Consider the following 24,374-nt stretch of genomic DNA (forward strand, 5'->3'; position numbering starts at 1 on the left):
GTACGGCAGAACCGGAGGACGCGCAACGTGGCGCAGTCCACAGCGGGCTGTCGCGGATCAACCTGTCGCGACGGGGGAACGGCCGGGACAATGCCAGTTAATGGCTTTGTCGTCTTTCTCGGCGGGCCGTTCGTGCCGCTGGGCACGCACGCTCGTTCTTCACGGGGGCGGTCGGTGCGCCGTCCCCGGTGAGCTGGTCGTAGAAGCACTAACCGATGGGCGAGGGGTACGCATGACCGACACCGGCCAGGTTCCGGGCGAGGGACTGCCGGAGAACGCAGGCATGGTGGAACAGCCGGGCGTCCCTGCGCCGGGTGCGTACACCTACCTCTCCGAGACCACCGCCGAGGACGAAGACCTGTTGCTGCTGCCGGGCGCCCAGAGCCCCTGGGGCAACGAGGTCGCCCCGCCCGCTCCCGAACCGGTCGTCGAGACCATTCACGAGCCGGGCCCGCACGAGATGTCCGGCCGGGACAGCGGAGCGCACGACCTGAGCGCCGTCCGTACACCCCAGGTCCAGGCTCCTACGGTGCCGATCCCGCCCATCACGCCCCGCCGGCCGCTGCACCTCGGCCCGCCGATCCCCGACGCCTCCGCGAGCCCGGTCCGCTCCCTCGCCGACCGCGGCCCCGCGGGCGCACCGGTACGGCAGCCGGCCGCGACCGCACCCGGCCCCGAGTACTACGACACCTCGCAGCCGCAGGGCGCGGTCCCGTGGGGTGCCCCGCCCCAGGCCGCCGTCCAGACACCGGTGAGCACGGCGGCCCCGGCTGCCGAAACGGTTGTTCCGGCGCCGGAACCGGCGGTCGCGGCACAGGTTGCGACGGCCGACCTCGCTCCCGAGGCGGAGATCGCCGAGTACGAGGTCCCCGTGGCACCGGTGCCGGATCCCGTACCGGCCGCCGAGGCCGTGCACGCGCCGGAGCCGCCGCAGACTCCGGTCCCCGAAGCGGATCAGGTCCTGGCCGACGGTTCGGGGTTCGAGGAAGCCCAGCCGGTGGAGGGCGAGCCGGCTGCGGTCGGTGGCGTCGAGGAGAGTGGGGAGCAGGTGCCGGTGGACGGCTCCTTGCCCTTCGAGGTGCAGCCCGCGGTTGAGGTTCTGCCTGACGGACCCGTGCCCGACGCGGCCGACCGGACTCCTGACGCCGACACCGCTGTCGCTGCAGAGGCGGTCGAGGCCGAGACCGAGGCCGAGGTCGAGGCCGAGCAGGTCCCGGGCCCCGGCCCCGCCGTCGTCGACGCCGCGGAGTACGCGGTCGCCGCCCCGGATGTCGCCGACGTCGCTGAAACCGCGCCGGTGATGGAGGAAGCCCAGGCGGACGCGGTGCCCGAGCAGGCGCCGACGCCGGCGCCCGAGATCGTCGACGCCGGTGTCGAGTCGGGCACTGAGGCACAGGAGGCGGCAGCTGCCGTCGCCCCGCAGGTCGTTGCCGCACCGGAAACGGCCGCACCGGAAACGGTCGCCCCGGAAGCGGTGACCGAGGACGTGGCCGTTGCCCCAGAGGCGGACGCGGTCCAGGAAGCGGACCCGGTGGAGGAAACCGCGGCCGCTCCGGACATCGCACCCCCCGTCGAGGAAGCCGTCGCCGCGGTCACCCCGGACGCCCCCGAAGCCGTGACTCCGCAGGTTCCGCAGCCGGTGGATGTCGTCACCGCACCGGCCGAGGACCTCCCCGCACCCGCGGAGGACGACTTCGCCGTCGAGGCTCCCGGGCCACTCCCGGCCGAGCAGCCCGCGCAGGAGCAGGAGCCCGCCGGCGACCCGCAGGGCCCCGTCCAGGAAGAGCTGGAGCCCCTCGCGGCGGACGCGGCCGACACCGACGTACAGCCGACGGAGCCCGCCGCGCAGCCGGCCCCGGACCAGGCCCCGCAGGGTCCGCAGACTCCGGAGCCTCAGCCGCTCGCGGCGGAACTCCCCGGCGCGCAGCCCCCGTTCGAGGCGCCCGTCGTCCTGCCCGCCGGAGTTCCCCCGGAACCCCAACCCGGCCGGCCGCTGGGCGAGTTCGTGCCGGTGGACGGCTCCGTGCCGACCACCCCGCACCTCGCGCCCACCCCGCCCCACCCCCTGTCGCTGCCCACCCCGGGTGAGGCGGGCGGTGACCCCCAACTCGCCCAGCAGGCGGACGACCTGGACACCCGGGCGGCCGATCAGGAAGACCAGGAAGACCAGGAAGCAGTGAGCACCGCCCCCGTGGCAGAGGCGCGACGGTCCACGGGCCCCGCCGCGCCCGCCTACGACGACGCCGAGCGCGAGGCCGTCCTCAAGGTCATGCGGGAGCGCCGTGACATCCGCAACGGCTTCCGCAGCGACCCGATCCCGCACGAGGTGCTGCTCCGTGTCCTGGAGGCCGCCCACACCGCGCCCTCCGTCGGCCACTCCCAGCCCTGGGACTTCGTCGTCATCCGCTCCGCCGAGACACGCGCGGCGATGCAGGACCTGGCCCAGCGCCAGCGCGAGGCGTACGCCAAGTCGCTGCCCAAGGGTCGGGCCAAGCAGTTCAAGGAACTGAAGATCGAGGCCATCCTCGAGACCCCGGTGAACATCGTCGTCACCGCCGACCCCACCCGCGGCGGCCGCCACACCCTCGGCCGGCACACCCAGCCGCAGATGGCCCCGTACTCCGCCGCGCTCGCCGTGGAGAACCTCTGGCTCGCCGCCCGCGCCGAGGGCCTCGGCGTCGGCTGGGTCAGCTTCTTCGACGAGCGCGAGATGGTCCGCGCGCTCGGGCTCCCCGAGCACCTGGAGGTCATCGCCTACCTGTGCGTCGGGTACGTCGACGAGTTCCCGGACGAGCCCGAGCTGATGCAGGCCGGCTGGTCCAAGCGCCGCCCGCTGTCCTGGGTCGTGCACGAGGAGACGTACGGCCGCCGCGCCCTGCCCGGCGAGGAGCCGCACGACCTGCTCGGGGAAACCGTCGCCCAGATCCGCCCGCTGGACGCCAAGGCGCTCGGCGAGGCCTGGGAACGGCAGAAGCGGATGACCAAGCCGGCCGGCGCGCTCGGCATGCTGGAGATCATCTCCGCCCAGCTGTGCGGGCTGTCCCGGCAGTGCCCGCCGCCCATCCCGGAGCCCGCGGCCGTCGCGATCTTCGCCGGTGACCACGGCGTGCACGCCCAGGGCGTCACTCCCTGGCCGCAGGAGGTGACGGCCCAGATGGTCGCCAACTTCCTCGGCGGCGGAGCCGTTTGCAACGCCTTCGCCGCTCAGGTGGGCGCCGAGGTGTGTGTGGTGGATGTCGGCGTGGCGTCCGAACTCCCGGCCACGCCGGGCCTGTTGCCCCGCAAGGTCCGCGCGGGTACGTCCGACATGACCAGCGGCCCGGCGATGTCCCGCGAGGAGGCCAAGCAGGCCATCGAGGTCGGCATCGAGACCGCGCGCGACCTGGTCGCGGCCGGCAACAAGGCGCTCCTCACGGGTGAGATGGGCATCGCGAACACCACCGCGTCCGCCGCCCTGATCTCCGTCTTCACGGGCGCCGACGCCGCCGAGGTCACCGGCCGCGGCACCGGCATCAACGACGAGACGCTGGCCCGCAAGACCGAGGTCGTCCGCCGCGCGCTCGAACTCCACCAGCCGGACCCCGCCGACCCGATCGGCGTCCTGGCGGCGATCGGCGGCTTCGAGCACGCGGCGATGGTCGGGCTGCTGCTGGGCGGCGCGTCGCTGCGCACCCCGGTCATCCTCGACGGCGTCAGCGCGGGCGCCGCCGCCCTGGTGGCCCGCGCGATCGCCCCGGAGGTCCTCGCCGCCTGCATCGCGGGCCACCGCAGCGCCGAACCGGGCCACGTGGCCGCCCTCAACAAGCTGGGCCTGCGCCCCCTGGTCGACCTCGACCTGCGCCTCGGCGAGGGCACGGGCGCCCTGCTGGCGCTGCCGCTGGTCCAGAGCACGGCCCGGGCCATGCACGAGGTCGCCACGTTCGACTCGGCCGGCGTCACCGAGAAATGACCCCGCGACCGGGGTGGGCCACGCGCTCCTGCGTGCACCCCACCCCGGCCGTACGCTGAACCCGTCTCTAAAATCTGCACGTCAGGGCTGCTCCAGCGCCGTAGCACCCATCGCCTTGCCAGCACGAGGAGCCGCACCTCATGGCCGAACATCCCGCCTACCCCGTAGGCCTCCGCCTCACCGGCCGCAGGGTCGTCGTCCTCGGCGGCGGCCAGGTCGCCCAGCGCCGCCTGCCCGCCCTCATCGCGTCGGGCGCGGACGTCCTCCTGGTGTCCCCCGAGGCCACCCCCTCGGTGGAGGCGATGGCGGACGCGGGCGAGATCACCTGGGAGAAGCGGCCCTACCGGGAGGGCGACCTCGCCGCCGCCTGGTACGCCCTGATCGCGACCGGTGACACCGAAGCCAACACCCTGGCCTCCGCCGAGGCCGAGCGGAACCGCGTGTGGTGCGTCCGCTCCGACGACGCCGACGCCGCCACCGCCTGGACCCCGGCGACGGGCCACAGCGAGGGCGTCACGGTCGCCGTGCTCACGACGAACGCCAAGGGCCGCGACCCCCGCCACACGGCGGCCATCCGGGACGCGGTCGTGGAGGGCCTGCGCGACGGCACCCTCGTCGCCCCCCACCACCGCACCCGCACCAAGGGCGTCGCCCTCGTCGGCGGCGGCCCCGGCGACCCCGACCTGATCACGGTCCGCGGCCGGCGCCTCCTCGCCGAGGCCGACGTCGTCATCGCCGACCGCCTCGGCCCCCGCGACCTCCTCGCCGAACTCCCGCCGCACGTCGAGGTCATCGACGCGGCGAAGATCCCGTACGGCCGCTTCATGGCCCAGGAGGCCATCAACAACGCCCTCATCGAGCACGCCAAGCAGGGCAGGTCGGTGGTACGGCTGAAGGGCGGGGACCCCTATGTCTTCGGCCGCGGCATGGAGGAACTGCAGGCCCTCGCCGAGGCCGGCATCCCCTGCACGGTCGTCCCCGGCATCTCCAGCTCGATCTCGGTGCCCGGCGCGGCCGGCATCCCCGTCACCCACCGCGGCGTCGCCCACGAGTTCACCGTGGTCAGCGGCCATGTCGCCCCCGACGACGAGCGCTCGCTGGTCGACTGGCCCTCGCTCGCCAAGCTCACGGGCACCCTGGTGATCCTCATGGGCGTCGACAAGATCGGCCGGATCGCCGAGACCCTGGTCGCCCATGGCAAGTCGCCCGACACCCCGGTCGCCCTGGTCCAGGAGGGCACGACGGCCGCCCAGCGCCGGGTCGACGCCACCCTGGCGACCGTCGCCGACGTGGTCGTCGCCGAGGAAGTCAAGCCGCCGGCCGTCATCGTCGTCGGCGAGGTCGTCGCCGTAGGACCCCGGGTCTCCGAGCCCTCGGCGTAACCCGGGGTAACACAACCCGTTCCCAGCCGTTGGCACCGCACCCAGGACAAGGCAGTATCACCCTGTGGCCGATCTCATCACCGTCGAGGACCCCGACGACCCGCGCCTGCACGACTACACGGGCCTGACCGACGTCGAACTGCGGCGCAAACGCGAGCCGGCCGAGGGCCTGTTCATCGCCGAGGGCGAGAAGGTCATCCGCCGGGCGAAGGACGCGGGCTACGAGATGCGCTCCATGCTGCTGTCCGCGAAGTGGGTCGACGTCATGCGCGACGTCATCGACGAACTCCCCGCCCCCGTGTACGCCGTCAGCCCGGAGCTCGCCGAGCAGGTCACCGGCTACCACGTGCACCGCGGCGCGCTCGCCTCCATGCAGCGCAAACCGCTGCCCACGGCGGCCGAGTTGCTCCAGACCGCCCGTCGCGTGGTGGTCATGGAGTCGGTCAACGACCACACCAACATCGGCGCGATCTTCCGCTCCGCGGCGGCGCTGGGCATGGACGCGGTGCTGCTGTCGCCCGACTGCGCCGATCCCTTGTACCGCCGAAGCGTCAAGGTCTCGATGGGCGCGGTCTTCTCCGTCCCCTACGCCCGCCTCGACACCTGGCCCAAGGGCCTGGAGTCGGTCCGCGAGGCCGGCTTCACCCTCCTCGCCCTGACCCCGGACGCGAAGGCCAAGACCCTTGACGAGGCCGCCCCGCACAGGATGGACCGGGTCGCGCTGATGCTCGGCGCCGAGGGCGACGGCCTGACCACCCAGGCCCTGGTCGCCGCCGACGAGTGGGTCCGTATCCCGATGGCCCACGGCGTCGACTCCCTCAACGTGGGCGCGGCGGCCGCGGTCGCCTTCTACGCGGTGGCCACGGGACGACCGCAGGGCTGATCAGCGGTCCTCCACTGCTCCGGCACATCGCCTACGGCGGTCCCGGCGCCGTACTCAGTCCGTGCAGCAGGCCTACCGCCGCGGCTGTGCCTGGTCCGGCGACGCGTGCACCTGCCCCTGCCGCTGTTCCCGTACGACGCCGTCGTCGCCGCCGAGTCCGCGCGGCGGCCCCTGGCAGCCCTGGGCCGCCGCGATGCCGAGCGCCACGAGCAGGGTCACGACGACGAACACGAACAGCCGCTGGCGCAGGAGGCGGGGGTTCGCGGGGCGCAGCCCCGTCTTGGTGTTCCTGGAGGCTGGGCGCCCCGCACCGCTGCGCGGCGCGGGCCGGCTGCCGCTGCCCGAGCGGGTCGTGTTCCGCGAGGAGGCCGGGGTGGGCCGCGGGCCCGGGCGGGAGGAAGGCACGCCGTTGCCGCGCGGGGTGCTGCCACCACGTGACGGAACCCCGCCGCGCGCGGGGGCCTGGCCCCGGACCTGCCCCGACGAACCACGGGACTGCGGAGTTCCCTGGGAGCCGGACGTACCCGGCTGCCCCTGGGGGCGTCGCTGGGCGGTCCGCTCCGGGTAGGTGTCGGCGATGCGTCCGGTGGGCCGGTCCGCCTCGCCGGCGCGCGGTGCGGGCGGGCGCAGCTCCGGCAGGCCCTGTGCCTCGCGGGCCGCGATCTCCTTGAGCCGCAGCGACAACTGGAGGGTGCTCGGCCGCTCCTCGGGGTCCTTCGCCAGACACGCGCGGATGAGGGGGGCGACCGCGTCGGGCACGCCGTGCAGCTGGGCCTCCTCGTGCACCACGCGGTACAGCATCACCTCGGAACTGCCGTGCCCGAAGGGCGAATCGCCCATCGAGGCGTACGCCAGGGTCGCGCCCAGCGAGAACACGTCCGTGGCCGGCGTCACCGCGGCGCCGCGCACCTGCTCGGGCGCGAGGAAGCCGGGGGAGCCCACGGCGGTGCCGACATGGGTGAGAGTGGAGGCTCCGGTCGCCCATGCGATACCGAAGTCGATGATCCGCGGACCCTTGGGCGACAGGAGAATGTTCGACGGCTTGAGGTCCCGGTGCACCACCCCCGCCTCGTGCACGGCGACGAGGCCCTCCGACAGGGCGGCCCCGATGGAGGCGACCTCGGCGGCGCCGAGCGCACCCTCGTCGGCGACCTTGTCGTGGAGGGAGGGGCCGGGCACGTACTGGGTGGCGAACCACGGACGGTCCGCCTCCAGATCGGCCGCGACGAGCCGGGCGGTGCAGCCGCCGCGGATCCGCCGGGCCGCGGAGACCTCGCGCGCGAACCGCGACCGGAACTCCTGGTCCTCGGCCAGATCCGGCCGGATGACCTTCAACGCGACCCGCTGCCCCTTGCGGTCGGAGCCCAGGTAGACGACTCCCATCCCCCCGGCGCCGAGCCGTCTGTGAAGCCTGAACGAGCCGACGACGCGCGGGTCCTCGCGCCTCAGGCGCATCATCGCCATGTTCATCCCCGCTGCCCGGTCCGTGTGACGAGCCACAGCTTACGTTTCCACGGGCCGCCGCGCGCAGAGGCCGCGCCCTCTCGGCCCGGTGGATTGTCAGTGCCGGGTGGGAGAATTGAGGGGTGGTCAGGGAGCCGGAGGGCGGGCGGACTTCGCTTCGGATGTGATCCCAACCACCCGTCGCAGAAGGGGGATTGAACCCGTGAAGGGTGATCGCGTGGAGATAGTCGTGGACGCAGGTGACACGACGCGCACCTACGAGGTGGTGGCGAGCAGGGCGGGCCGCCGAGTGGAGACGGCGGTACGACGAGGAGTCGTGGAAGTGAGCGAAGTCACGCGGAACGGATCGGTGGTGCGGACGGCCCGGTTCATGGCGACCCGGGTGCTGGCGCTGGTGGAGCAGCCCGTGCCGCGCGAGGACAGCTCGGAGAAAGCGGGGCAGACCGGGCGACCCCTCCGGGAAGACCCGGAGACCTAGGTCCCCGTCTCCACCCACGGGAGTACTCCGCTGGTCATGGCTCATCCTCGGGGAGGCCCGGCAATCGGTACGAGGGCATGACGTGCGGGAAGCCCAGGACGCCTAGATTTGAGGTCAAGCGGCGGGTGCAGCACTCGTCCCCCGAGGTCAGACACCCGCCGCTGCCAAACGACAACAGAACGGTCAGGAGAGGGACCATGGCTCTTACGGCACCGCGGACACTGTTCCGCACACGTCAGCCCCGCCGTACGGGCCGTCGCCACCCGCTGGTGGCGACGCTGATGGCCCTTCCCCTGGCGGTCCTGCTCCTCGTCGTCTTCGACGGCTGGGAGACAGTGGCCACACAGGCGTCGTCCGTGGGAGTGATGCTGGGGCGCTGAGCGGCGACCCCAGGCCCGGAAGAGCGGTCCGGGCGGGGACATCAACCCATGAAACCCCGTGGGGACGGGGGTGCGGCGGACGGCAAAATGCCGGCGCAGCTGGGGAGCTGCGCCGGCATTGCTTTGCCCTGTGGGCGTCTGTGGGTTCGGTTCCGGGTGCGGGTTCGGTGGGGGCGGGCGTTGTGCGCAGTTCCCCGCGCCCCTGGGTGCCTGCGGCGGCCCGCTTGGCTCCGGCGGGGGCGTATATAGCGCGTGCGGACACCCCCACCCCGTCCCCAGCCCGCCGTACGCGGCCAACGGCCGGATCATGGCGCGCGGTCCGGCGAACGGTCCGTCCTGGCGCAGGTGACTGCAACCCCCTAGGGGCGCGGGGAACTGCGCGACCAGCCACAAGGCACCCGCACCCGCCCGACTACCTGACCCGGCACCCCCTGAGGCGCGACTTGCGTACCCTCGCGAGCAGACCACCCCGTCGCCCAGGGAGCCCCGTGACCACCCACCCCCTGCTCACCGAGCTCACCCTCAGAGCCAGGACCGAGGCTCACTCACGGAGCTCGTCTGCGTGCCCCTGTGGGGCGACCACCCTCGCCGACCGTCCCGATGCCACCGTCGTCCGTCACGCCGACACCGTCGCCAAGGCTCACGCCCCCGACACGGCCCCCGCCGACCTGGCCCCCCGCCTCGCCGCGGCCGCCCATCTCGCAGGCATCCTGCTGCCCCCACTCGCCGAGACCCCCGTAGATTTGCACGGCCGGCTCGTCACCTTCTGGCCGTACGGCGAACCCGTGGACCCGCAGAACCCCGACGCCGCCCCCTGGGAGGCCGCCGCCACCCTCCTCGCCCACCTGCACCGCACCCCCGCCCCACCCGGCCTGCCGCCCATGCGAGGCCCCGCCAAAGCAGCCCTGGCCGTTGCCCGCCTCCTCGCCACCAGCCGCCGAAGGCACACCGTGCCCGTTCTCCGCGCCTGGCGAACCCTCCCGTCCTGGGCCCGCGCCGAGACCCCGATGTCCGACACCACGACCCTCTGCCACGGCGACCTCCACCTCGGCCAGCTGGTCCGTCACCCCGCCCCCGACGGCCCCTGGCGTCTCATCGACGTCGACGACCTCGGCGTGGGAGAACCCGCCTGGGATCTCGCCCGCCCCGCCGCCTGGTACGCCTGCGGACTGCTCCCGCCCGACGACTGGTCCCGCTTTCTCGGCGCCTACCGGGGGGCCGGAGGCCCCGCTGTTCCCGCCGAGGGCGACCCGTGGCCGGCCCTGGATGTCGCCGCCCGCGCGCTCACCGTGCAGACCGCCGCCCGGGCGATCGCCAAGGCGACCGAGGCGGGCCGTGCGCTGGACGACGTGGAGCAGGCGGTCGTCGACGCCTGTGACCGAATGGGGTCCACCCCGCCGGAGTTGGCGGACGGTTTCGCGAAGTAGGGTGCAACCGACCAGAGCCGGACAGAGTCTGTCCTGGCGTAACGCTAAGCAGGACCGACCGGCGAGGAGTTGAGCCGACGATGCAGTGTCCGAAGTGCCACGCCCCCATGCACACGTACAACCGCAACGGTGTCCAGATCGAGCAGTGCAGCGGCTGCCGCGGGATCTTTCTCGACTACGGCGAGCTGGAGGCGCTGACCCGGCTGGAGGGCCAGTGGGGCGGCGGCCCCGCCGTTCCGCCGCCGCCGGCCGCTCCGCAGTACCCGGCCCAGCCCGGCGCACCGGCCTGGGGCGCTCCGCAGCACGGCGGCGGTCACTACGGGGGCCACGGCGGCCATGGCGGTCACCACCGCAACCGCGGCTTCGGCCACATGCTGTTCTCCAGCTGACCAGGAGACGAGGAAGCCCCCGGCCGCAGGGCCGGGGGCTTCGGTGTGTGCGCGATACTGGGATTGAACCAGTGACCTCTTCCGTGTCAGGGAAGCGCTCTCCCGCTGAGCTAATCGCGCGGGAACCACGATCGAGATCGTGCGTGCTGCGTGCGCGATACTGGGATTGAACCAGTGACCTCTTCCGTGTCAGGGAAGCGCTCTCCCGCTGAGCTAATCGCGCGGGTCAGACCTTCGATGATCTGCCGAAGATCCAGTGGACGATACTGGGATTGAACCAGTGACCTCTTCCGTGTCAGGGAAGCGCTCTCCCGCTGAGCTAATCGTCCTTGGAGGTGGAGACGGGATTTGAACCCGTGTAGACGGCTTTGCAGGCCGTTGCCTCGCCTCTCGGCCACTCCACCAGGAGTGCAGGGGCTCGGGAAGATCCCCTGGTTCCATCGAGCGGACGACCAGGTTCGAACTGGCGACCTCAACCTTGGCAAGGTTGCGCTCTACCAACTGAGCTACGTCCGCTTGTCGTTTCGTTCCGCTCTCGCGGCCCGGCGACGAGTTGAACTCTAGCGGATTCCGGGGCCATCACAAAAACGCGTTTGCGCAGCGTGCTGCGGTGCGCATGTCGACGTACGTGGTCAGGCGCCTTCAAGGACATGGCCAGGTCACCCGCAGGACACCCGCCATAGACTCGGCCACGTGCTCGACCTCGCTCCTCTCGCCCGTTTCGGCGACCGCGTCGCCACCGGTCTCCTCGATGTCACCAGCGATCCCGCGGCCCTGGACTCCAGCGGCTTCTGGGCCGTCGCCGCGGACTTCGAGGGCGGTCTGACGTGCGCCCGCTTCGCCGAGGTACGCCGGGAGCCGGTGCCCGCGCCGCGACCCGGGGCGTGGCGCGGGCCCTCGGCCGGTGACTGGACGTCGTCGCTGGATCGCGCCGCGTACACCGAGGGCGTACGGCGGATCCGGGCGCATATCGCCACCGGTGAGGTCTACCAGGCCAACCTCTGCCGTGTCCTGACCGCGCCCGTCGCGCCCGACGCCGACGTGGACGCGCTGACCGCGCTGCTGGCCCGCGGCAACCCGGCGCCGTACGCAGGAACGATTCGGCTGCCCGGACACGGGGTGGAGATCGCCACCGCTTCCCCCGAGCTGTTCCTGCGCAGGACGGGGCAGGTCGTGGAGTCGGGGCCGATCAAGGGGACCGGGCGGACCGAGGACGACCTGCTGGCCAAGGATTACGCCGAGAACGTGATGATCGTCGACCTGGTCCGCAACGACCTGGGGCGGGTGTGCGCCACGGGCAGCGTCACCGTTCCCGACCTGTGTGCCGTGGAGAAGCATCCGGGGCTGGTCCATCTCGTGTCGACCGTGCGGGGCGAGCTGTCCGCGGGGGCCGGCTGGGCCGAGCTGTTCGGCGCCGCCTTTCCTCCCGGCTCGGTCACCGGTGCGCCCAAGTCCAGTGCCCTGCGGATCATCGACGCCCTGGAGACCGCGCCCCGGGGGCCGTACTGCGGAGGTGTCGGCTGGGTCGACGCGGACCGGGGTACCGGGGAGCTGGCCGTCGGTATCCGCACCTTCTGGATCGACCGCGCCGAAGGAGTGCTGCGCTTCGGGACCGGTGCCGGGATCACCTGGGGCTCCGACCCCGAGGGGGAGTGGCGGGAGACCGAGCTGAAGGCGTCCCGGCTGCTCGCGGTAGCGTCGGGGACGTACGAGGCGAGTGGAGGGACCTTTACGTGAAGATCTGGCTCGACGGCGGGCTCCAGGACAGCGAGACCGCCCGCGTCTCCGTCTTCGACCACGGGCTGACCGTGGGCGACGGCATCTTCGAGACCGTCAAGGCGGTGGACGGCCGTCCCTTCGCCCTCACCCGCCATCTCGACCGGCTGACGCTGTCGGCACGGGGCCTCGGGCTGCCCGACCCCGATCACGACGAGGTCCGCCGCGCCTGCGCCGCCGTACTCGAGGCGAATCCGATGCCGCTCGGACGACTGCGCATCACCTACACCGGCGGCCACGGCCCCCTCGGATCCGACCGGGGCGAACACGGGCCGACGCTCGTGGTCGCCCTCGGCGAGTCCGCCCCGCGGCCCGACTCCACGGCGGTGATCACGGTGCCGTGGACCCGTAACGAGCGCGGGGCCCTCACCGGGCTCAAGACCACCTCGTACGCCGAGAACGTCGTCGCACTCGCACGCGCGCGTGCGGGCGGCGCTTCCGAGGCGCTGTTCGCGAACACGGTCGGGCAGCTGTGCGAGGGCACCGGGTCGAACGTCTTCGTCGTGCTCGACGGCGAGATCCACACCCCGCCGCTCGCCTCCGGCTGCCTGGCGGGCATCACGCGCGCGTTGACCGTCGAGTGGACCGGGGCCAAGGAGACCGACCTGCCGCTGGACGTCCTGGAGCGGGCCGACGAGATCTTCCTCACCTCGACCCTGCGGGACGTCCAGGCCGTCCACCGCGTCGACGCGCGCGAACTGCCGGGCGCGCCCGGCCCGGTGACCGCCAAGGCGCTGCGGATCTTCGAGGAGCGGGCCGGGGACGACCTCGATCCGTAAAGGCCCGGGATATTGGGCTGCTCCGGCGCGCGGCAGCGGGTAGAACTCCGGTGATGACCACCACCCTGCGGCCGACCGAGCCGCTGCAGCGCGGCTCCGACGGGGCGCTGTCCCGCCACTACACGGTGTGCGTGAACAGCCGTCCCGTCGGGGCGATACACCTGGCGACCCACCCGGCCTTCGGAGCGGTCGTCGCCCAGATCCGGGACCTGCGGATCGACGAGCCGGACCGCAGGCGCGGCCGGGGCACGGTCGCCGCGCTGGCCGCCGAGGAGGTGGCGCGGGGCTGGGGCTGCGGGCAGCTGGAGATCAGGGTGCCCGCCGACGCCGAGCCGGCGCTGCGGCTCGCCACCATGCTCGGCTACGTCCACCGCAACCGCGGCATGGAGAAGGCGCTCGGTGCCGACGCGCCCGAACTGCCCGCGGGCAGCCGGGGCAGGCCGATGACGGAGGCCGAGTTCGGGCCGTGGGCGGAGCGCGGTATCGAGGAGTACGCCCGGGACTGGGCCGACCGCGGGGTGCCCGAGACCGAGGCGAGGGCGAGGTCGGAGCGGGACAACACATGGTTGACCGAGCGCGGCCTCGCGACCGAGGACGCGCTGTTCAGCGTCCTGGAACACGACGGGGTCCGGGTCGGGGTCCTGTGGGTGGAGTTCACCGGCGCCACCAAGGCCTTCGTCTACGACGTCGAGACCGAGGAGCCCTTCCGCGGCCGCGGGCACGGCCGGTCCCTGATGCTGCTGGCCGAGGCCCAGACGATCGCCTCCGGCAGACGGGTCCTGGGCCTCAACGTCTTCGCGGGCAACACACCGGCCGAACGGCTGTACGAGTCGCTGGGGTACGTGACGGTGGGTTACTCGATGTACAAGAGCCTGCTCTGAGGCGGGCTCACTCCTGCCCGGCGAGCAGCCGGTCCGCGATCTCCTCGATCCGCTCGCGCAGCCCCTCCTGGCTCTTGCCGACGTCGAGACGCTCGCCGTCGATGACGTACGTCGGTGTCCCGCTCACGCCGATCGCCTTGCCCTCGGCCTGGTCGGCGTCCACGATCAGCATGTGCCGGCCGTCGATCAGCGCGGTGTCGAACTCCTCGGCGTCGAGGCCCAGTTCACGGGCGACCTCGACGAGGAAGGGTTCTCCCTGACGGTCCAGCTCCTCGACGCGGCCGAGCACCGCCTCGACGAACTCCCAGCCCTTGCCCTGCTCCAGCGCCTCCTCGGCGGCCTGCGCGGCGGCGAAGGAGTGCTTGTGCTTCTCCAGCGGGAAGTGCCGCAGCCGCAGCTCCAGGCGGTCGCCGTAACGGGCACGCAGGGTCCGGACATCGTCCAGCGCGTCCCGGCAGTCCGGGCACTGCAGCTCGCACCAGACATCGAGAACGGGCGCGGCGGGACGGACGGGGGAGGGGTCGCTCATGGGTCCAGTCTCCCAGCCCGTGCCCGCCCGGCCCAATCGCCCCCGGCCGTCCGTGACACCCATCCGTCGGCCCGACCGGTACGGCCCCGACCGGCACCTGCGGAGGAGGTGACCCGGAGATGTCCCTGATGTCCTGCCGGGGCATGGCCCGGTGGGGCCCGGGAGGTGCAGGATGGACAGGGACGAAGCGGCACCTTGCCGATCGAGCCCCGTCTGGAGGACCGGATGATTGCCGAGACCGTCTGTTCCGCCGTCGCCGCGGCCGGCCTGGGCATCGCGGCGGTCACCGCGTACCGGAAGCGTTTGCTCGCGGCGACCCGTATCGCCGCCTATTCCCTCGTCCCGCTCGGTCTGGTGATGACCGGCGTCGTCGACTGGCTCGCCGACACCGCCTTCAGCCCGACCGCCTGGGCGGGCTTCGGTGTGCTCGGCCTGTCATGGGTGCTGTTCTCGACCACGCGCGCGGTGGAGCGCCGCCGCGGCGGAACCCGCAAGGAGCGCAGGGCGGCGGCCCGTGGCGCCCGGGAGGAGGCGGTGGCTCCCACGGCCTCCGCGCCATCCCTCGGCCCGGCCGCACGCACCCCGGCGACCCGCCCCGCGGGCAAGACCGGGGCCACCGGGTCCGCCGCGGACGACTTCAGCGACATCGAGGCCATCCTCAAGAAGCACGGCATATGACGGTCGCGCGGTGAACTGAAACGTTCGCAGTGGGATCAGCATCGGTCCGTAAGTGATCACGACTCGAAGCGGACATCACGGAATCCGGCGAACTCCCGCCCATTTCGGGCGTGTTGATCGCGGCGGGGGCGAGGACTGCGCCATCATCGCCGCGAGATGCTGGACACGAAACAGAGCGATACCGCGCCGCCGCAGGACGAGCCGCGTGGATGCCTCTTCGCCCTTTCCCAGCCACCGCTGATGATCTTCCTTGCGGTGATCGGGTCTCTTCTGCTCATGGCTGCGCTGCACGACCTGCTGCTGCTCTGAGCCGTACCCGTGGGTCCCCGGCGTCACCCGCCGGGGCCCACGTCGACACCCCGCCCGGACTCCGGTGCCCGTCCCGTCTCCGGTCCCCGTCCGGACCTCAGCCCGCGGCCTCCTTGCGCCGCGCCCGGTAGGCGGCCACATGCAGACGGTTTCCGCAGGTCCGGCTGTCGCAGTAGCGCCGCGAGCGGTTGCGGGACAGGTCGACGAAGGCCCTTCGGCAGTCGGGGGCCTCGCAGCGCCGCAGCCGCTCCTGCTCCCCGGCCACCACGAAGAACGCCAGCGCCATCCCGCAGTCGGCCGCCAGGTGGTCGGCGACGGAGGCGCCCGGCGCGAAGTAGTGCACATGCCACTCGTAGCCGTCGTGGTCCGTGAGCTGGGGAGTGGTGCCCGCGGCGGCGACCAGTTCGTTGATCAGAGCGGCGGCGGCCCGGGCGTCCGGGGCGGCGAAGACCGAGGTGAACCGTCCGCGGATCTTGCGCACGGCCGACAGATCGAACTCCGAGAGGACCCCGACACCACTGATCTCGTGGTTTCGTACGAAATCCTCGAGCGCCCCCACATCCGGCAGCGCGTCGGGCGACGCGTCGTCCTCCGGTGCGGTGTTCACCAGATCGACCACGGTGTCGAGGGCGCACCGGGTGTCGTGGGTGATCAGCACGATTCGCTCCCTGGCCTGGGGGTCGGGCGAACGCCCGCCGATGCTGGCCGATGGTAGTGGCTCGCCGGGCCCCGGTGACGGGCAGCACGACAGGCGCCGTGGCTGCGGAGCGCTCCGCAGCCACGGCGCCTGTCGTTCCCTATGCAGTTGTACCTGCCCGAGCCGTCTCCCCGAGTGGACGGCGCCGGGCGGCTCTGTGGGGCCTCGCCCTAGCTTTCCGCCAGGATGTGCGAGAGCTCCTGATCCAGATCGAAGTGGCGGTGCTCCGTGCCCGGGGGCACGGCGGCGTCCGTCCGCTTCAGGAACGACTCCAGGGCCCGCGCCGGGGCCTCGAGCAGTGCCTCGCCCTCAGGGGAGCTCAGGGCGATGCAGACGACGCCCTGACCGTGACTGCGCGACGGCCAGACTCGGACGTCGCCGGTTCCGGTGGGCCGGTGGAGGCCCTCCGCGAGGAGGTCGCGGGCGAACACCCACTCGACGGTCTCCTCGGCTCCGGTGTGGAAGGTGGCGTGCACGGCGTAGGGGTCGGCCGTGTCGTACCGCAGGCCTGCGGGGACAGGCAGGGAGGACTCGCTCGACACAACGAGGCGCAGGTGCAGCTCGCAGCTGACCGTGGTGTTCATAAGCGCCAGGGCCTTTCGCTCAGTGTGCGCTCGGGGATTCGCACGTCGGCGAAATCGACATGCCACCTACGGTGCCGTTGTAAACCCCTCTGAGTGTTTTGCGTGCCTTTACGTAACTCTTCCGGCCGAGGACCTCTTGGGGAGGTACGACCATTCCGGTGACCGGTTTCTCTCCGGTAGGGTTCGGCTGTATGAATACGGGGAGTGACGAGCCGCGCGAGGTTGCCGTGGCACGTGATGAGCAGGGCGGCGAGAAGTCGGACAAGGCGCACGACGAGCAGGGGCTCGGCTCCAAGGCGCCGGAATTCATCAAGTCGCGGCGGCTGCTGCACCTGAGCTGGCAGGTCCTGGTCTTCGTCATCGGCCTGGCGGTCGTGGTGGCCGGCATCATCATGCTGCCGCTGCCGGGACCCGGCTGGGTCGTGATCTTCGGCGGTATGGCGATCTGGGCGACCGAGTTCGTCTGGGCCCAGCTCGTGCTCCGCTGGACCAAACGCAAGGTGACCGAGGCGGCCCAGCGCGCCCTCGATCCCAAGGTGCGCCGCCGCAACATCATCCTGACCTCGGTCGGCCTGGTGATCATCGCCGCGGTCCTCGGCGTCTACCTCTGGAAGTTCGGCTTCGAGATGCCCTGGAACATCAAGGACCAGTGAGCCGCGAGGGGGTGCCCGGGCTGTCACCGCTGGTCACAGGCACCCCCTGACATGGGGTAATGTTCTTCCTGCGTCCGGGCGATTAGCTCAGTGGGAGAGCGCTTCGTTCACACCGAAGAGGTCACTGGTTCGAACCCAGTATCGCCCACCCGGACCGACGGCCCGTCTGCGAGATCGCGGACGGGCCGTCGGCGTGTGCGCGTACCGATCCGAAGGCCGGGGGCTGTCGGCTCCGCTTCGCGTGACGGTCCACGGGGCCCGTGCCGACGCCCGTCCTTTTTCGGCCGCCCGTCGAGGTCGTAGGACGGCCCGCGTGGTGTTCGATCGGTCGATCCCCCGTCTCTCACCTGGGGCATCGTCAGTTCCCCCCTACCTCCCGGTGGTTGGAGGCGCTCCGGTCTCTCACCGCACTCACAATAAATTCCTGTCCGAATCATTGACGCGCCTCCGGGGCCTCCGTAGCTTGTGCCAGCAAGCGCTTACTTGAAACGATTCATGCGTGCGGCGACGCTGCGGGGAGGGGACCGACTGTGGGAACCAGCAGGAATGTTGAGAGGCGAACGATCCTGAAGGCGGCGGGGGCGACAGCGGCGACGCTGGGGCTGGCGGCGACGACGGGATGCGGTGGTGACAGCGGCAGCTCCGGAGACGGGACGGTCACGCTCCGTTACGCGTGGTGGGGTGGCGAGCCGCGCACCATCGCCATCAAGAAGACGATCGCGCTCTTCGAGAAGAAGTATCCGAAGATCAAGATCAAGCCTGAATTCACCGACTATCAGGCGTTCTGGGAGAAGTTCCAGACCCAGGCCTCCGGTGGGAATCCGCCGGACGTATTCCAGAATGCGATCGGCTTCCTGCGGAAGTACGACAAGCGCGGTGTTCTGCTCGATCTCAAGTCGCAGGCGGACTCCGGGAATCTGAGCCTGGACAACTTCCGCAACGGCGTTCTGGCGAACGGTCAGGTCGACGGCAAGCAGATCGGCATACCCGTCGGCGCCAACACCATGGCGCTCGTCATCGACCTCAAGGCCTTCAAGAAAGCGGGCGTGGAGCCGAAGTTCGGCTGGACCTGGGACGAGTACTTCGCCGCGCTCCAGACGATCCAGGACAAGCTGAAGATCGCCGGTGACACCGGTTACCACGGCATCATGTACCTGTACGACCTGTATCTGCGCCAGAACGGCAAGGCGTTCTTCACCGACTCCGATCTCGGTTTCACCGAGGACGATCTGACGCAGTGGTGGACGGACGCGTACAAGCGCGTGAAGTCCGGGCTCGTCGCCGACCCCAAGAAGATCGAGCAGGTCCAGCCCAAGTCGGGTCTGTCGGCCGGGCTCGCCGCCTCCGAGTTCACCTGGGACAACTTCTCCATCCGCTACGAGGGGGAGGGTGAGTCGGACTACGGACTCGCGCCGATCCCCACCACGGACGGCAAGCACACCGGCCAGTACCTCGGCTCGCTGATGCTCAGCGCCTTCTCCGGGACCAAGCACCCCAAGGAAGCCGCGCAGTTCATCTCCTTCATGGTCCACGACCCCGAGGTCGGCAAGATCATGGGCTACGACCGCGGCATCCTCTCCACGACCGAGCAGTACGACGCGTTCCAGCCCGCCGACGCCCAGAACAAGGGCGTCAAGGCGTACGAGGAAGAGGTCGCCAAGGCCGGTGTGCTCGGGAAGATCACCCCGCACCCGTCCGGCGCCGACGTCATCGAGGCGGCGTTCCTGCGGATCGGCGGCGAGGTCTCCCAGGGCAAGACCAAGCCGGCCGACGCCGCCAAGGCGCTGTTCAGCGAGGCCAAGGCCGCGTTCGCGGGCTGAGGGGACGTACCACCATGACGCTCGTCAAGGAAGCGCCCGTGCGCCCGGCGAAGAAGCGGCCCGCCGCTCCTGCCGCCGGGCGGCGCGGGCGGCGCCGCGAGAACATCGCCGGCTATCTCTTCATGTCGCCGTGGATCGCGGGATTCCTGGTGCTCACGGCGGGACCGATGATCGCGTCGCTGTACTACGCGTTCACCCGCTACAACCTGTTCACTCCGCCCGAGTGGGTGGGCTTCGACAACTTCACGACGATGTTCCAGGATCCGCGCTGGCAGAAGTCGGTCGAGGTCACCCTGAAGTACGTCGTCGTGGCCACACCGCTGAAGCTGCTGCTCGCCCTCGGTGTCGCGCTGCTGCTCGCGCAGAAGCGGCGCGGCCAGGGAATGTACCGGGCCGCGTTCTACATGCCCTCGCTCATCGGCGCCAGCGTCTCCGTCGGCTTCGTGTGGCGGGCACTGTTCTCCGACGACGCGATCGTGGACCGCACGCAGAAGGTCTTCGGGCTGAACGTGGGCGGCTGGATCGGCAACCCGGACTACGTCCTCTACGCGCTGGTCGCGCTGAGCATCTGGCAGTTCGGCGCGCCGATGGTCATCTTCCTCGCCGGCCTCAAGCAGGTTCCGCAGGAGCTGTACGAGGCCGCCGAGATGGACGGGGCCGGTCCACTGCGGCGGTTCTGGAACATCACGCTGCCGATGATCTCCCCGGTGCTGTTCTTCAACGTGCTGCTGGAGTCCATCCACGCGTTCCAGGTGTTCGGGTCCGCGTACGTGGTCTCCAACACCCAGTGCGGGCCGGCCGACGCCACCCTCGTCTACACCTGTTACCTCTACCAGAAGGGCTTCAAGGAGGCCCAGATGGGCTTCGCCTCCGCGATGGCCTGGTCGCTGGTGGTCGCGGTGGCGCTGGTCACGGCGGTCCTGTTCTGGTCGCAGAAGAAGTGGGTGCACTACGAGGAGGCCGCCAAGTGACCACTGTCAGCACCCCCGCGGCGCGCACCGCCAACGAGCGGCGGCGCACCGGTTCCCTCGCCTGGCACGTGGGCGCGCTCGCCGTCCTCGCGGTCGTCCTGTACCCGGTGATCTGGGTCCTCGGGGCCTCGTTCAAGCCGAGCAAGGACATCATCGCCAGCATCGACCTGCTGCCCGCCAAGCCGGTCTGGGCGAACTTCTCCGGGCTCGCCGACGGCATCTCCGGCATCTCCATCGGCACGTTCTTCACGAACTCGCTGATGTACGCGGGCCTCGCCGTGGCCGGTGTCGTGATCTCCAGCTCGCTGACCGCGTACGCCTTCGCCAAGATCCGGTTCGCCGGGCGGAACCTGCTGTTCACGCTGATGATCGGCACCCTGCTGCTGCCGTACCACGTGCTGCTCATTCCGCAGTACGTGATGTTCCGCAAGCTGGAACTCGTCGACACCCTGGTGCCGCTCGTGGCCGGCAAGTTCCTGGCCACGGAGGCGTTCTTCGTCTTCCTGATGGTGCAGTTCATGCGCGGGCTGCCGCGCGAGCTGGACGAGGCCGCCAAGCTCGACGGCTGCGGGCACTTCAGGACCTACTGGTCCATCGTGCTGCCACTGTGCCGCCCGGCCCTCATCACCAGTGCGATCTTCACCTTCATCAACGCGTGGAACGACTTCATGGGTCCGTTGATCTACCTCAACACCCCTGACAAGTACACCGTCTCGCTCGGTCTGATGATGTTCCGCGACCAGGAGGGCATCTCCAACTACGGCAGCATGATCGCGATGTCGCTGGTGGCGCTGGTGCCGGTCATCGCCTTCTTCATGGCCTTCCAGCGCTACCTCATCGACGGCATGGCGACGTCCGGACTGAAGTGAGGCGGTCAGCATGGCGCAAGCACGTGTGAAGGCCCGCAGGGCGTCCGTGTTCGGCGGCGAGCGCTTCGCGCTCTTCGCCGAGACCCTGCTCACCGGTGTGTGGATCGCGGTGGCCTGTCTCGGTCTCGTCACCTACCCCGCGGCCTTCGCCGCCGGCGCCCGGCATCTGCGGCGGCGCACGGGCCACGAGGGCGGCGGCTGGCGGGAGTTCGTCGCGGACTTCCGTACGGCCGTGCGCCGCGGCTGGCTCGTCGGAGTCGCCGGGTGGGTCGCCGCGGCCGCGGTCTGGGTGGACGTCCAGGCTGCGCGGGCCGGGATCCCCGGCGGCCCGCTGGTCGGGGCCGTCGGACTGTTCGCGCTGATCGGCCTCGCGGTGGCCGGGCTGCGCGCGGCGGCTCTCTGGACACCGGGCGCCTCCTGGCGGGCGCTGCTCGCGCAGGCCGTACGCCGGACCCTGCGCGACCCCGCCGGGTCCTTCCTGATCGTCGCCGGCCTTGCCGTCGTGGCCCTGTCCGCGGGGTTCCTCGCGCCGCTGGCGGTCCCGGTGCTCGGGGCCGTCGCGGCGGCGGCCGTCGCCGTGGAGGAGCGCTACCGGCGCCGCTGACGGGCGGCGCCCTCGTCACCAGGTCGGCGCCCTCGGCGTCGTACCTCTCTCTGTCATGCCCCTGACCAGCCTGTCCATGGAAAGGAACGGTCATGTCCCCCATCCCCCGCAGGTCCATCCTCAAAGCAGCCGCCGTCGCCGGTGCCGCCGCGCAGTTCAGCTGGGCGCTCGGGACCAAGGACGCGCAGGCCGCGCCCAGAGCCGCCGAGGCCGACGACTCTCCCGTGACCCTGGACTGGCTGGAGGACGGCGGTCTCGGTGCCGCACCCGGCTCCACCGTCGGTGTCCCTTGGCCCAGGGGTGTCTACCAGGAGGGCCAGAAGTTCGCGGCCCAGGACGCCGACGGCAAGGCCGTGCCGGTGCAGTCCTGGCCGATCGCCTACTGGCCCGACGGCTCGCTCAAGTGGACCGCCCACGCGGTCAGTTCGGGCAAGGGCAAGCTGTCGCTGAGCGCCGGTGACGCCGCCGTACCCGACAAGAAGGTCACCGTCGACAAGAGCGGCGGCACGATCACCGTCTCCACCGGTGTCATCACCGCGAAGATCGGGAAGTCGGGCGCCACCCTCATCAAGTCCGTCACCCGCGGGTCGACCGAGATCGCCAAGAACGGGCGGCTCGTGCTGATCCGCCAGCCCGAGATCGAGGACGAGGACCAGGGCTCGGTCAAGACCGAGCGCTTCGAAGGGGCCATCTCCGAGGTCACCGTCGAGCAGTCGGGGCCGGTCCGCGCGGTCGTCAAGATCGACGGCAAGCACCGCAAGGGCAGCCGGAGCTGGCTGCCGTTCTCCATCCGCCTCTATTTCTACGCGGGTGCCGACTCCTTCCGTATGGTGCACACCATCACCTACGACGGCACCCAGGAGCCCGGCAAGGCGAGCGGCGACTTCATCCGCGGCCTCGGCGTCCGCTTCACCGTGCCGATGCGCGACCAGTCCTACGACCGCCACATCCGCATCGGCGGCGAGGGCACCGGTCTGCTGCGCGAGGCCGTCAAGGGCATCACCGGGCTGCGCCGCGACCCCGGCATCGCCGTGCAGGAGGCGCAGTACGCGGGCAAGAAGCTGCCCGACCCGGCCACCTGGGACCAGCGGGTCACCACCCGGCTCCAGTACATCCCCGAGTGGGGCGACTACACCCTCTCCCAGCTCTCCGCCGATGGCTTCACCGTGCGCAAGCGCACCAAGAAGGGGCACGGCTGGATCGGCGCCGGCGGCGGCAGGCGGGCCTCCGGGTTCGGTTACGTCGGTGGCGCGAGCGGCGGATTCTCCTTCGGCCTCAGGGACTTCTGGGAGCGGCACCCCTCGCAGCTCGACATCCGCGACGCCCAGACCGACGAGGCCGAGGTCACTCTCTGGCTCTGGTCGCCCGAGGCCCAGCCCATGGACCTGCGCTTCTACCACGACGGCATGGGCCAGGACACCTTCGCCGAGCAGCTCGAGGGCCTCAACATCACCTACGAGGACTACGAGCCGGAGTTCGGCACCCCCTACGGCATCGCCCGCACCTCGGAACTCCTGTTCTGGGCCAACGAGTCGACGCCATCCCCGGAGACCCTCGCCCAACAGGTCGAGGCCGTCAGGGTGTTGCCGCAGCTCGCCGCCCCGCCCAAGCAGCTCATCAAGGCGAAGGTCTTCGGGCCGGGCCTCTACTCCGAGCCCGACCGGTCCACCCCCGCCAAGGCGAAGATCGAGGACCACCTCGACTTCCTCTTCACCTACTACAAGGGCCAGGTGGAGCAGCGCCGTTGGTACGGCTTCTGGGACTACGGCGACATCATGCACACCTATGACACCGTCAGGCACCAGTGGCGGTACGACATCGGCGGCTACGCCTGGGACAACTCCGAGCTCTCGCCGGACCTGTGGCTGTGGTTCGCGTACATCAGGTCGGGCCGTGCGGACATCTTCCGGTTCGCCGAGGCGATGACCCGGCACACCGGCGAGGTCGACGTCTACCACCTGGGGCAGTGGGCCGGACTCGGCACCCGGCACGGCGTGCAGCACTACGCCGACAGTGCCAAGCAGCAGCGCATCGCCAACACGACCTACCGCCGCTACTACTACTTCCTCACCGCGGACGAGCGCGTCGGTGACCTCATGCACGCCAACGTCGACTCCGACGAGACGTTCCTCGTGCTCGACCCGCTGCGCAAGGTCCGCACCGACCCCTACACGCCCGACCGGCACGCCCTGTCGGTCGGCTTCGGCACCGACTGGAGCGGGCTGGTCTCGGCCTGGCTGACCGAGTGGGAGCGCAAGGGGCCCAAGTGGGAGAAGGCCAAGGCGCGCGTGCTGTCCACGATGGAGGGCATCGCCGCCCAGCCCAACGGGTTCGTGCAGGGCAGCGGGCTGTACGACCTCGACACGGGCAAGTTCGCGGTGGCCTCCACCCCGGTCGTCGGGGTCTCGCACCTGTCCGCCGTGTTCGGTCTCAACGAGCTGTGCGCCGAACTCATCGACCTCGTCGACATGCCGAAGTTCAACGAGGCGTACTTCGACTACTGCCGCTACTTCAACGCGACCAAGGCCGAGCAGGCGGCGCGGTACGGCACCAACTTCGGATCACTGCTGCTGTTCCAGGGACACTCGCGGCTGGACGCGTACGCGGCCGTGAAGACCGGGGACGCGAAGCTGGCCGCTCGCGCGTGGGACAAGTTCTACAACTCCGACGGGTACAAGGAGTCGGCGCCCTGGAAGACGGAGGCGTTGAGCGGGCCGGTGTCCCTGGTGGCGGGCAGTGAGGCGGCCTGGGTGGCGACGAACGACACCGCGCTGTACGGGCTGGCCGCCATCGAGAACCTGGCGCTTCTCGGGGACAAGATGCCGTAACGGTTCGTGGGGAACTGCGGGCCCGTTGTGGCTGGTCGCGCAGT

22 protein-coding genes and 6 tRNA genes are annotated in these 24,374 nt (G+C 71.1%); 19 read left to right on the forward strand and 9 right to left on the reverse strand.

The window, feature by feature from the left end; genetic code table 11:
- Positions 1-232 precede the first annotated feature (232 nt).
- The 3 genes from cobT to ACGFWE_RS34650 all read left to right on the forward strand — a co-directional run bounded on the left by cobT (position 233) and on the right by ACGFWE_RS34650 (position 6,214).
- Positions 233-3,949, forward strand: coding sequence for a nicotinate-nucleotide--dimethylbenzimidazole phosphoribosyltransferase (cobT, locus tag ACGFWE_RS34640; protein ID WP_393604046.1), 3,717 nt, complete (start codon positions 233-235; stop codon positions 3,947-3,949).
- 140 nt (positions 3,950-4,089) lie between these two features.
- Positions 4,090-5,331, forward strand: a complete 1,242-nt coding sequence (gene cobA, locus ACGFWE_RS34645) for a uroporphyrinogen-III C-methyltransferase (protein WP_393604048.1) — start codon at positions 4,090-4,092, stop codon at positions 5,329-5,331.
- A 64-nt stretch (positions 5,332-5,395) separates the two neighbouring features.
- On the forward strand, positions 5,396-6,214 hold the full coding sequence (locus ACGFWE_RS34650; protein ID WP_352390024.1) for an RNA methyltransferase: 819 nt from the start codon (positions 5,396-5,398) through the stop codon (positions 6,212-6,214).
- 72 nt (positions 6,215-6,286) lie between these two features.
- On the opposite strand, the gene ACGFWE_RS34655 is transcribed toward ACGFWE_RS34650, so the two are convergent.
- Entirely contained in the window at positions 6,287-7,684 is a 1,398-nt protein-coding gene (locus ACGFWE_RS34655; RefSeq protein ID WP_393604207.1) for a protein kinase, read from the reverse strand.
- A gap of 196 nt (positions 7,685-7,880) precedes the next feature.
- On the opposite strand from ACGFWE_RS34655, the gene ACGFWE_RS34660 reads away from it, so the two are divergent.
- The 4 genes from ACGFWE_RS34660 (at position 7,881) to ACGFWE_RS34675 (ending at position 10,352) form a co-directional block, all read left to right on the forward strand.
- Positions 7,881-8,156, forward strand: coding sequence for a hypothetical protein (locus tag ACGFWE_RS34660; protein ID WP_007380750.1), 276 nt, complete (start codon positions 7,881-7,883; stop codon positions 8,154-8,156).
- A 197-nt stretch (positions 8,157-8,353) separates the two neighbouring features.
- Positions 8,354-8,536 (forward strand): hypothetical protein, encoded by a 183-nt coding sequence (locus ACGFWE_RS34665; protein WP_352390023.1) that lies wholly within the window; start codon positions 8,354-8,356, stop codon positions 8,534-8,536.
- A 488-nt stretch (positions 8,537-9,024) separates the two neighbouring features.
- Positions 9,025-9,963 (forward strand): aminoglycoside phosphotransferase family protein, encoded by a 939-nt coding sequence (locus ACGFWE_RS34670; RefSeq protein WP_352390022.1) that lies wholly within the window; start codon positions 9,025-9,027, stop codon positions 9,961-9,963.
- Positions 9,964-10,043: 80 nt separating this feature from the next.
- Positions 10,044-10,352 carry a zf-TFIIB domain-containing protein gene (locus ACGFWE_RS34675; protein WP_328783993.1) on the forward strand — a complete coding sequence of 103 codons (309 nt, stop codon included), beginning with the start codon at positions 10,044-10,046 and terminating at the stop codon, positions 10,350-10,352.
- Positions 10,353-10,400: 48 nt separating this feature from the next.
- On the opposite strand, the gene ACGFWE_RS34680 is transcribed toward ACGFWE_RS34675, so the two are convergent.
- The 5 genes from ACGFWE_RS34680 to ACGFWE_RS34700 form a co-directional block, all read right to left on the reverse strand.
- Positions 10,401-10,472: transfer RNA gene (locus ACGFWE_RS34680), tRNA-Val, on the reverse strand.
- A 31-nt stretch (positions 10,473-10,503) separates the two neighbouring features.
- Positions 10,504-10,575, reverse strand: a tRNA-Val gene (locus tag ACGFWE_RS34685).
- A 34-nt stretch (positions 10,576-10,609) separates the two neighbouring features.
- Positions 10,610-10,681, reverse strand: a tRNA-Val gene (locus ACGFWE_RS34690).
- 1 nt (position 10,682) lies between these two features.
- Positions 10,683-10,756, reverse strand: a tRNA-Cys gene (locus ACGFWE_RS34695).
- Between the two features lie 39 nt (positions 10,757-10,795).
- Positions 10,796-10,868 (reverse strand) — tRNA-Gly (locus ACGFWE_RS34700).
- Between the two features lie 177 nt (positions 10,869-11,045).
- On the opposite strand from ACGFWE_RS34700, the gene ACGFWE_RS34705 reads away from it, so the two are divergent.
- Genes ACGFWE_RS34705 through ACGFWE_RS34715 form a run of 3 tightly spaced genes read left to right on the forward strand, consistent with a single transcriptional unit; the run spans position 11,046 to position 13,788 of the window.
- Complete coding sequence (locus ACGFWE_RS34705) at positions 11,046-12,089, forward strand: chorismate-binding protein (RefSeq protein WP_393604051.1); 1,044 nt, start codon at positions 11,046-11,048, stop codon at positions 12,087-12,089.
- Positions 12,086-12,907, forward strand: a complete 822-nt coding sequence (locus tag ACGFWE_RS34710; RefSeq protein WP_352390020.1) for an aminodeoxychorismate lyase — start codon at positions 12,086-12,088, stop codon at positions 12,905-12,907. Before ACGFWE_RS34705 ends, ACGFWE_RS34710 begins: the two co-directional genes overlap by 4 nt.
- A gap of 50 nt (positions 12,908-12,957) precedes the next feature.
- A complete protein-coding gene (locus ACGFWE_RS34715; protein WP_393604053.1) occupies positions 12,958-13,788 on the forward strand; it encodes a GNAT family N-acetyltransferase in 831 nt (276 codons plus the stop codon).
- A gap of 7 nt (positions 13,789-13,795) precedes the next feature.
- On the opposite strand, the gene ACGFWE_RS34720 is transcribed toward ACGFWE_RS34715, so the two are convergent.
- Positions 13,796-14,317, reverse strand: a complete 522-nt coding sequence (locus tag ACGFWE_RS34720; RefSeq protein ID WP_393604055.1) for a DsbA family protein — start codon at positions 14,315-14,317, stop codon at positions 13,796-13,798.
- Positions 14,318-14,542: 225 nt separating this feature from the next.
- Here ACGFWE_RS34720 and ACGFWE_RS34725 point away from each other — a divergent pair, with 225 nt between their 5' ends.
- Together ACGFWE_RS34725 and ACGFWE_RS34730 are read left to right on the forward strand one after the other, a co-directional pair.
- Positions 14,543-14,995: a hypothetical protein gene (locus ACGFWE_RS34725; protein WP_393604209.1), complete on the forward strand. Its 453-nt coding sequence runs from the start codon at positions 14,543-14,545 to the stop codon at positions 14,993-14,995.
- Positions 14,996-15,151: 156 nt separating this feature from the next.
- Entirely contained in the window at positions 15,152-15,304 is a 153-nt protein-coding gene (locus ACGFWE_RS34730) for a hypothetical protein (protein WP_020117509.1), read from the forward strand.
- A gap of 97 nt (positions 15,305-15,401) precedes the next feature.
- Here the strand turns inward: ACGFWE_RS34730 and ACGFWE_RS34735 are convergent, their stop codons facing one another.
- Together ACGFWE_RS34735 and ACGFWE_RS34740 are read right to left on the reverse strand one after the other, a co-directional pair.
- The gene (locus tag ACGFWE_RS34735) at positions 15,402-15,962 is read right to left on the reverse strand and encodes a CGNR zinc finger domain-containing protein (protein ID WP_352390017.1); all 561 of its coding nucleotides are present in this window, start codon (positions 15,960-15,962) and stop codon (positions 15,402-15,404) included.
- 209 nt (positions 15,963-16,171) lie between these two features.
- Positions 16,172-16,585, reverse strand: coding sequence for an SsgA family sporulation/cell division regulator (locus tag ACGFWE_RS34740; RefSeq protein WP_004002642.1), 414 nt, complete (start codon positions 16,583-16,585; stop codon positions 16,172-16,174).
- A 191-nt stretch (positions 16,586-16,776) separates the two neighbouring features.
- Here ACGFWE_RS34740 and ACGFWE_RS34745 point away from each other — a divergent pair, with 191 nt between their 5' ends.
- From ACGFWE_RS34745 to ACGFWE_RS34775, 7 genes are all read left to right on the forward strand, one after another.
- Positions 16,777-17,238, forward strand: coding sequence for a TIGR02611 family protein (locus ACGFWE_RS34745; RefSeq protein ID WP_352390016.1), 462 nt, complete (start codon positions 16,777-16,779; stop codon positions 17,236-17,238).
- 76 nt (positions 17,239-17,314) lie between these two features.
- Positions 17,315-17,386 (forward strand) — tRNA-Val (locus tag ACGFWE_RS34750).
- A gap of 382 nt (positions 17,387-17,768) precedes the next feature.
- Positions 17,769-19,058: an extracellular solute-binding protein gene (locus tag ACGFWE_RS34755; RefSeq protein WP_352390015.1), complete on the forward strand. Its 1,290-nt coding sequence runs from the start codon at positions 17,769-17,771 to the stop codon at positions 19,056-19,058.
- 14 nt (positions 19,059-19,072) lie between these two features.
- Complete coding sequence (locus ACGFWE_RS34760) at positions 19,073-20,029, forward strand: sugar ABC transporter permease (protein ID WP_352390014.1); 957 nt, start codon at positions 19,073-19,075, stop codon at positions 20,027-20,029.
- Positions 20,026-20,898, forward strand: a complete 873-nt coding sequence (locus ACGFWE_RS34765; protein ID WP_352390013.1) for a carbohydrate ABC transporter permease — start codon at positions 20,026-20,028, stop codon at positions 20,896-20,898. Before ACGFWE_RS34760 ends, ACGFWE_RS34765 begins: the two co-directional genes overlap by 4 nt.
- Before the next feature lie 10 nt (positions 20,899-20,908).
- The gene (locus tag ACGFWE_RS34770; protein ID WP_393604059.1) at positions 20,909-21,502 is read left to right on the forward strand and encodes a hypothetical protein; all 594 of its coding nucleotides are present in this window, start codon (positions 20,909-20,911) and stop codon (positions 21,500-21,502) included.
- Between the two features lie 92 nt (positions 21,503-21,594).
- Positions 21,595-24,330: a Tat pathway signal sequence domain protein gene (locus ACGFWE_RS34775; RefSeq protein ID WP_393604061.1), complete on the forward strand. Its 2,736-nt coding sequence runs from the start codon at positions 21,595-21,597 to the stop codon at positions 24,328-24,330.
- Positions 24,331-24,374: the final 44 nt, after the last annotated feature.

Source organism: Streptomyces sp. NPDC048523 (genome assembly GCF_043199815.1).
GTDB lineage: Bacteria > Actinomycetota > Actinomycetes > Streptomycetales > Streptomycetaceae > Streptomyces.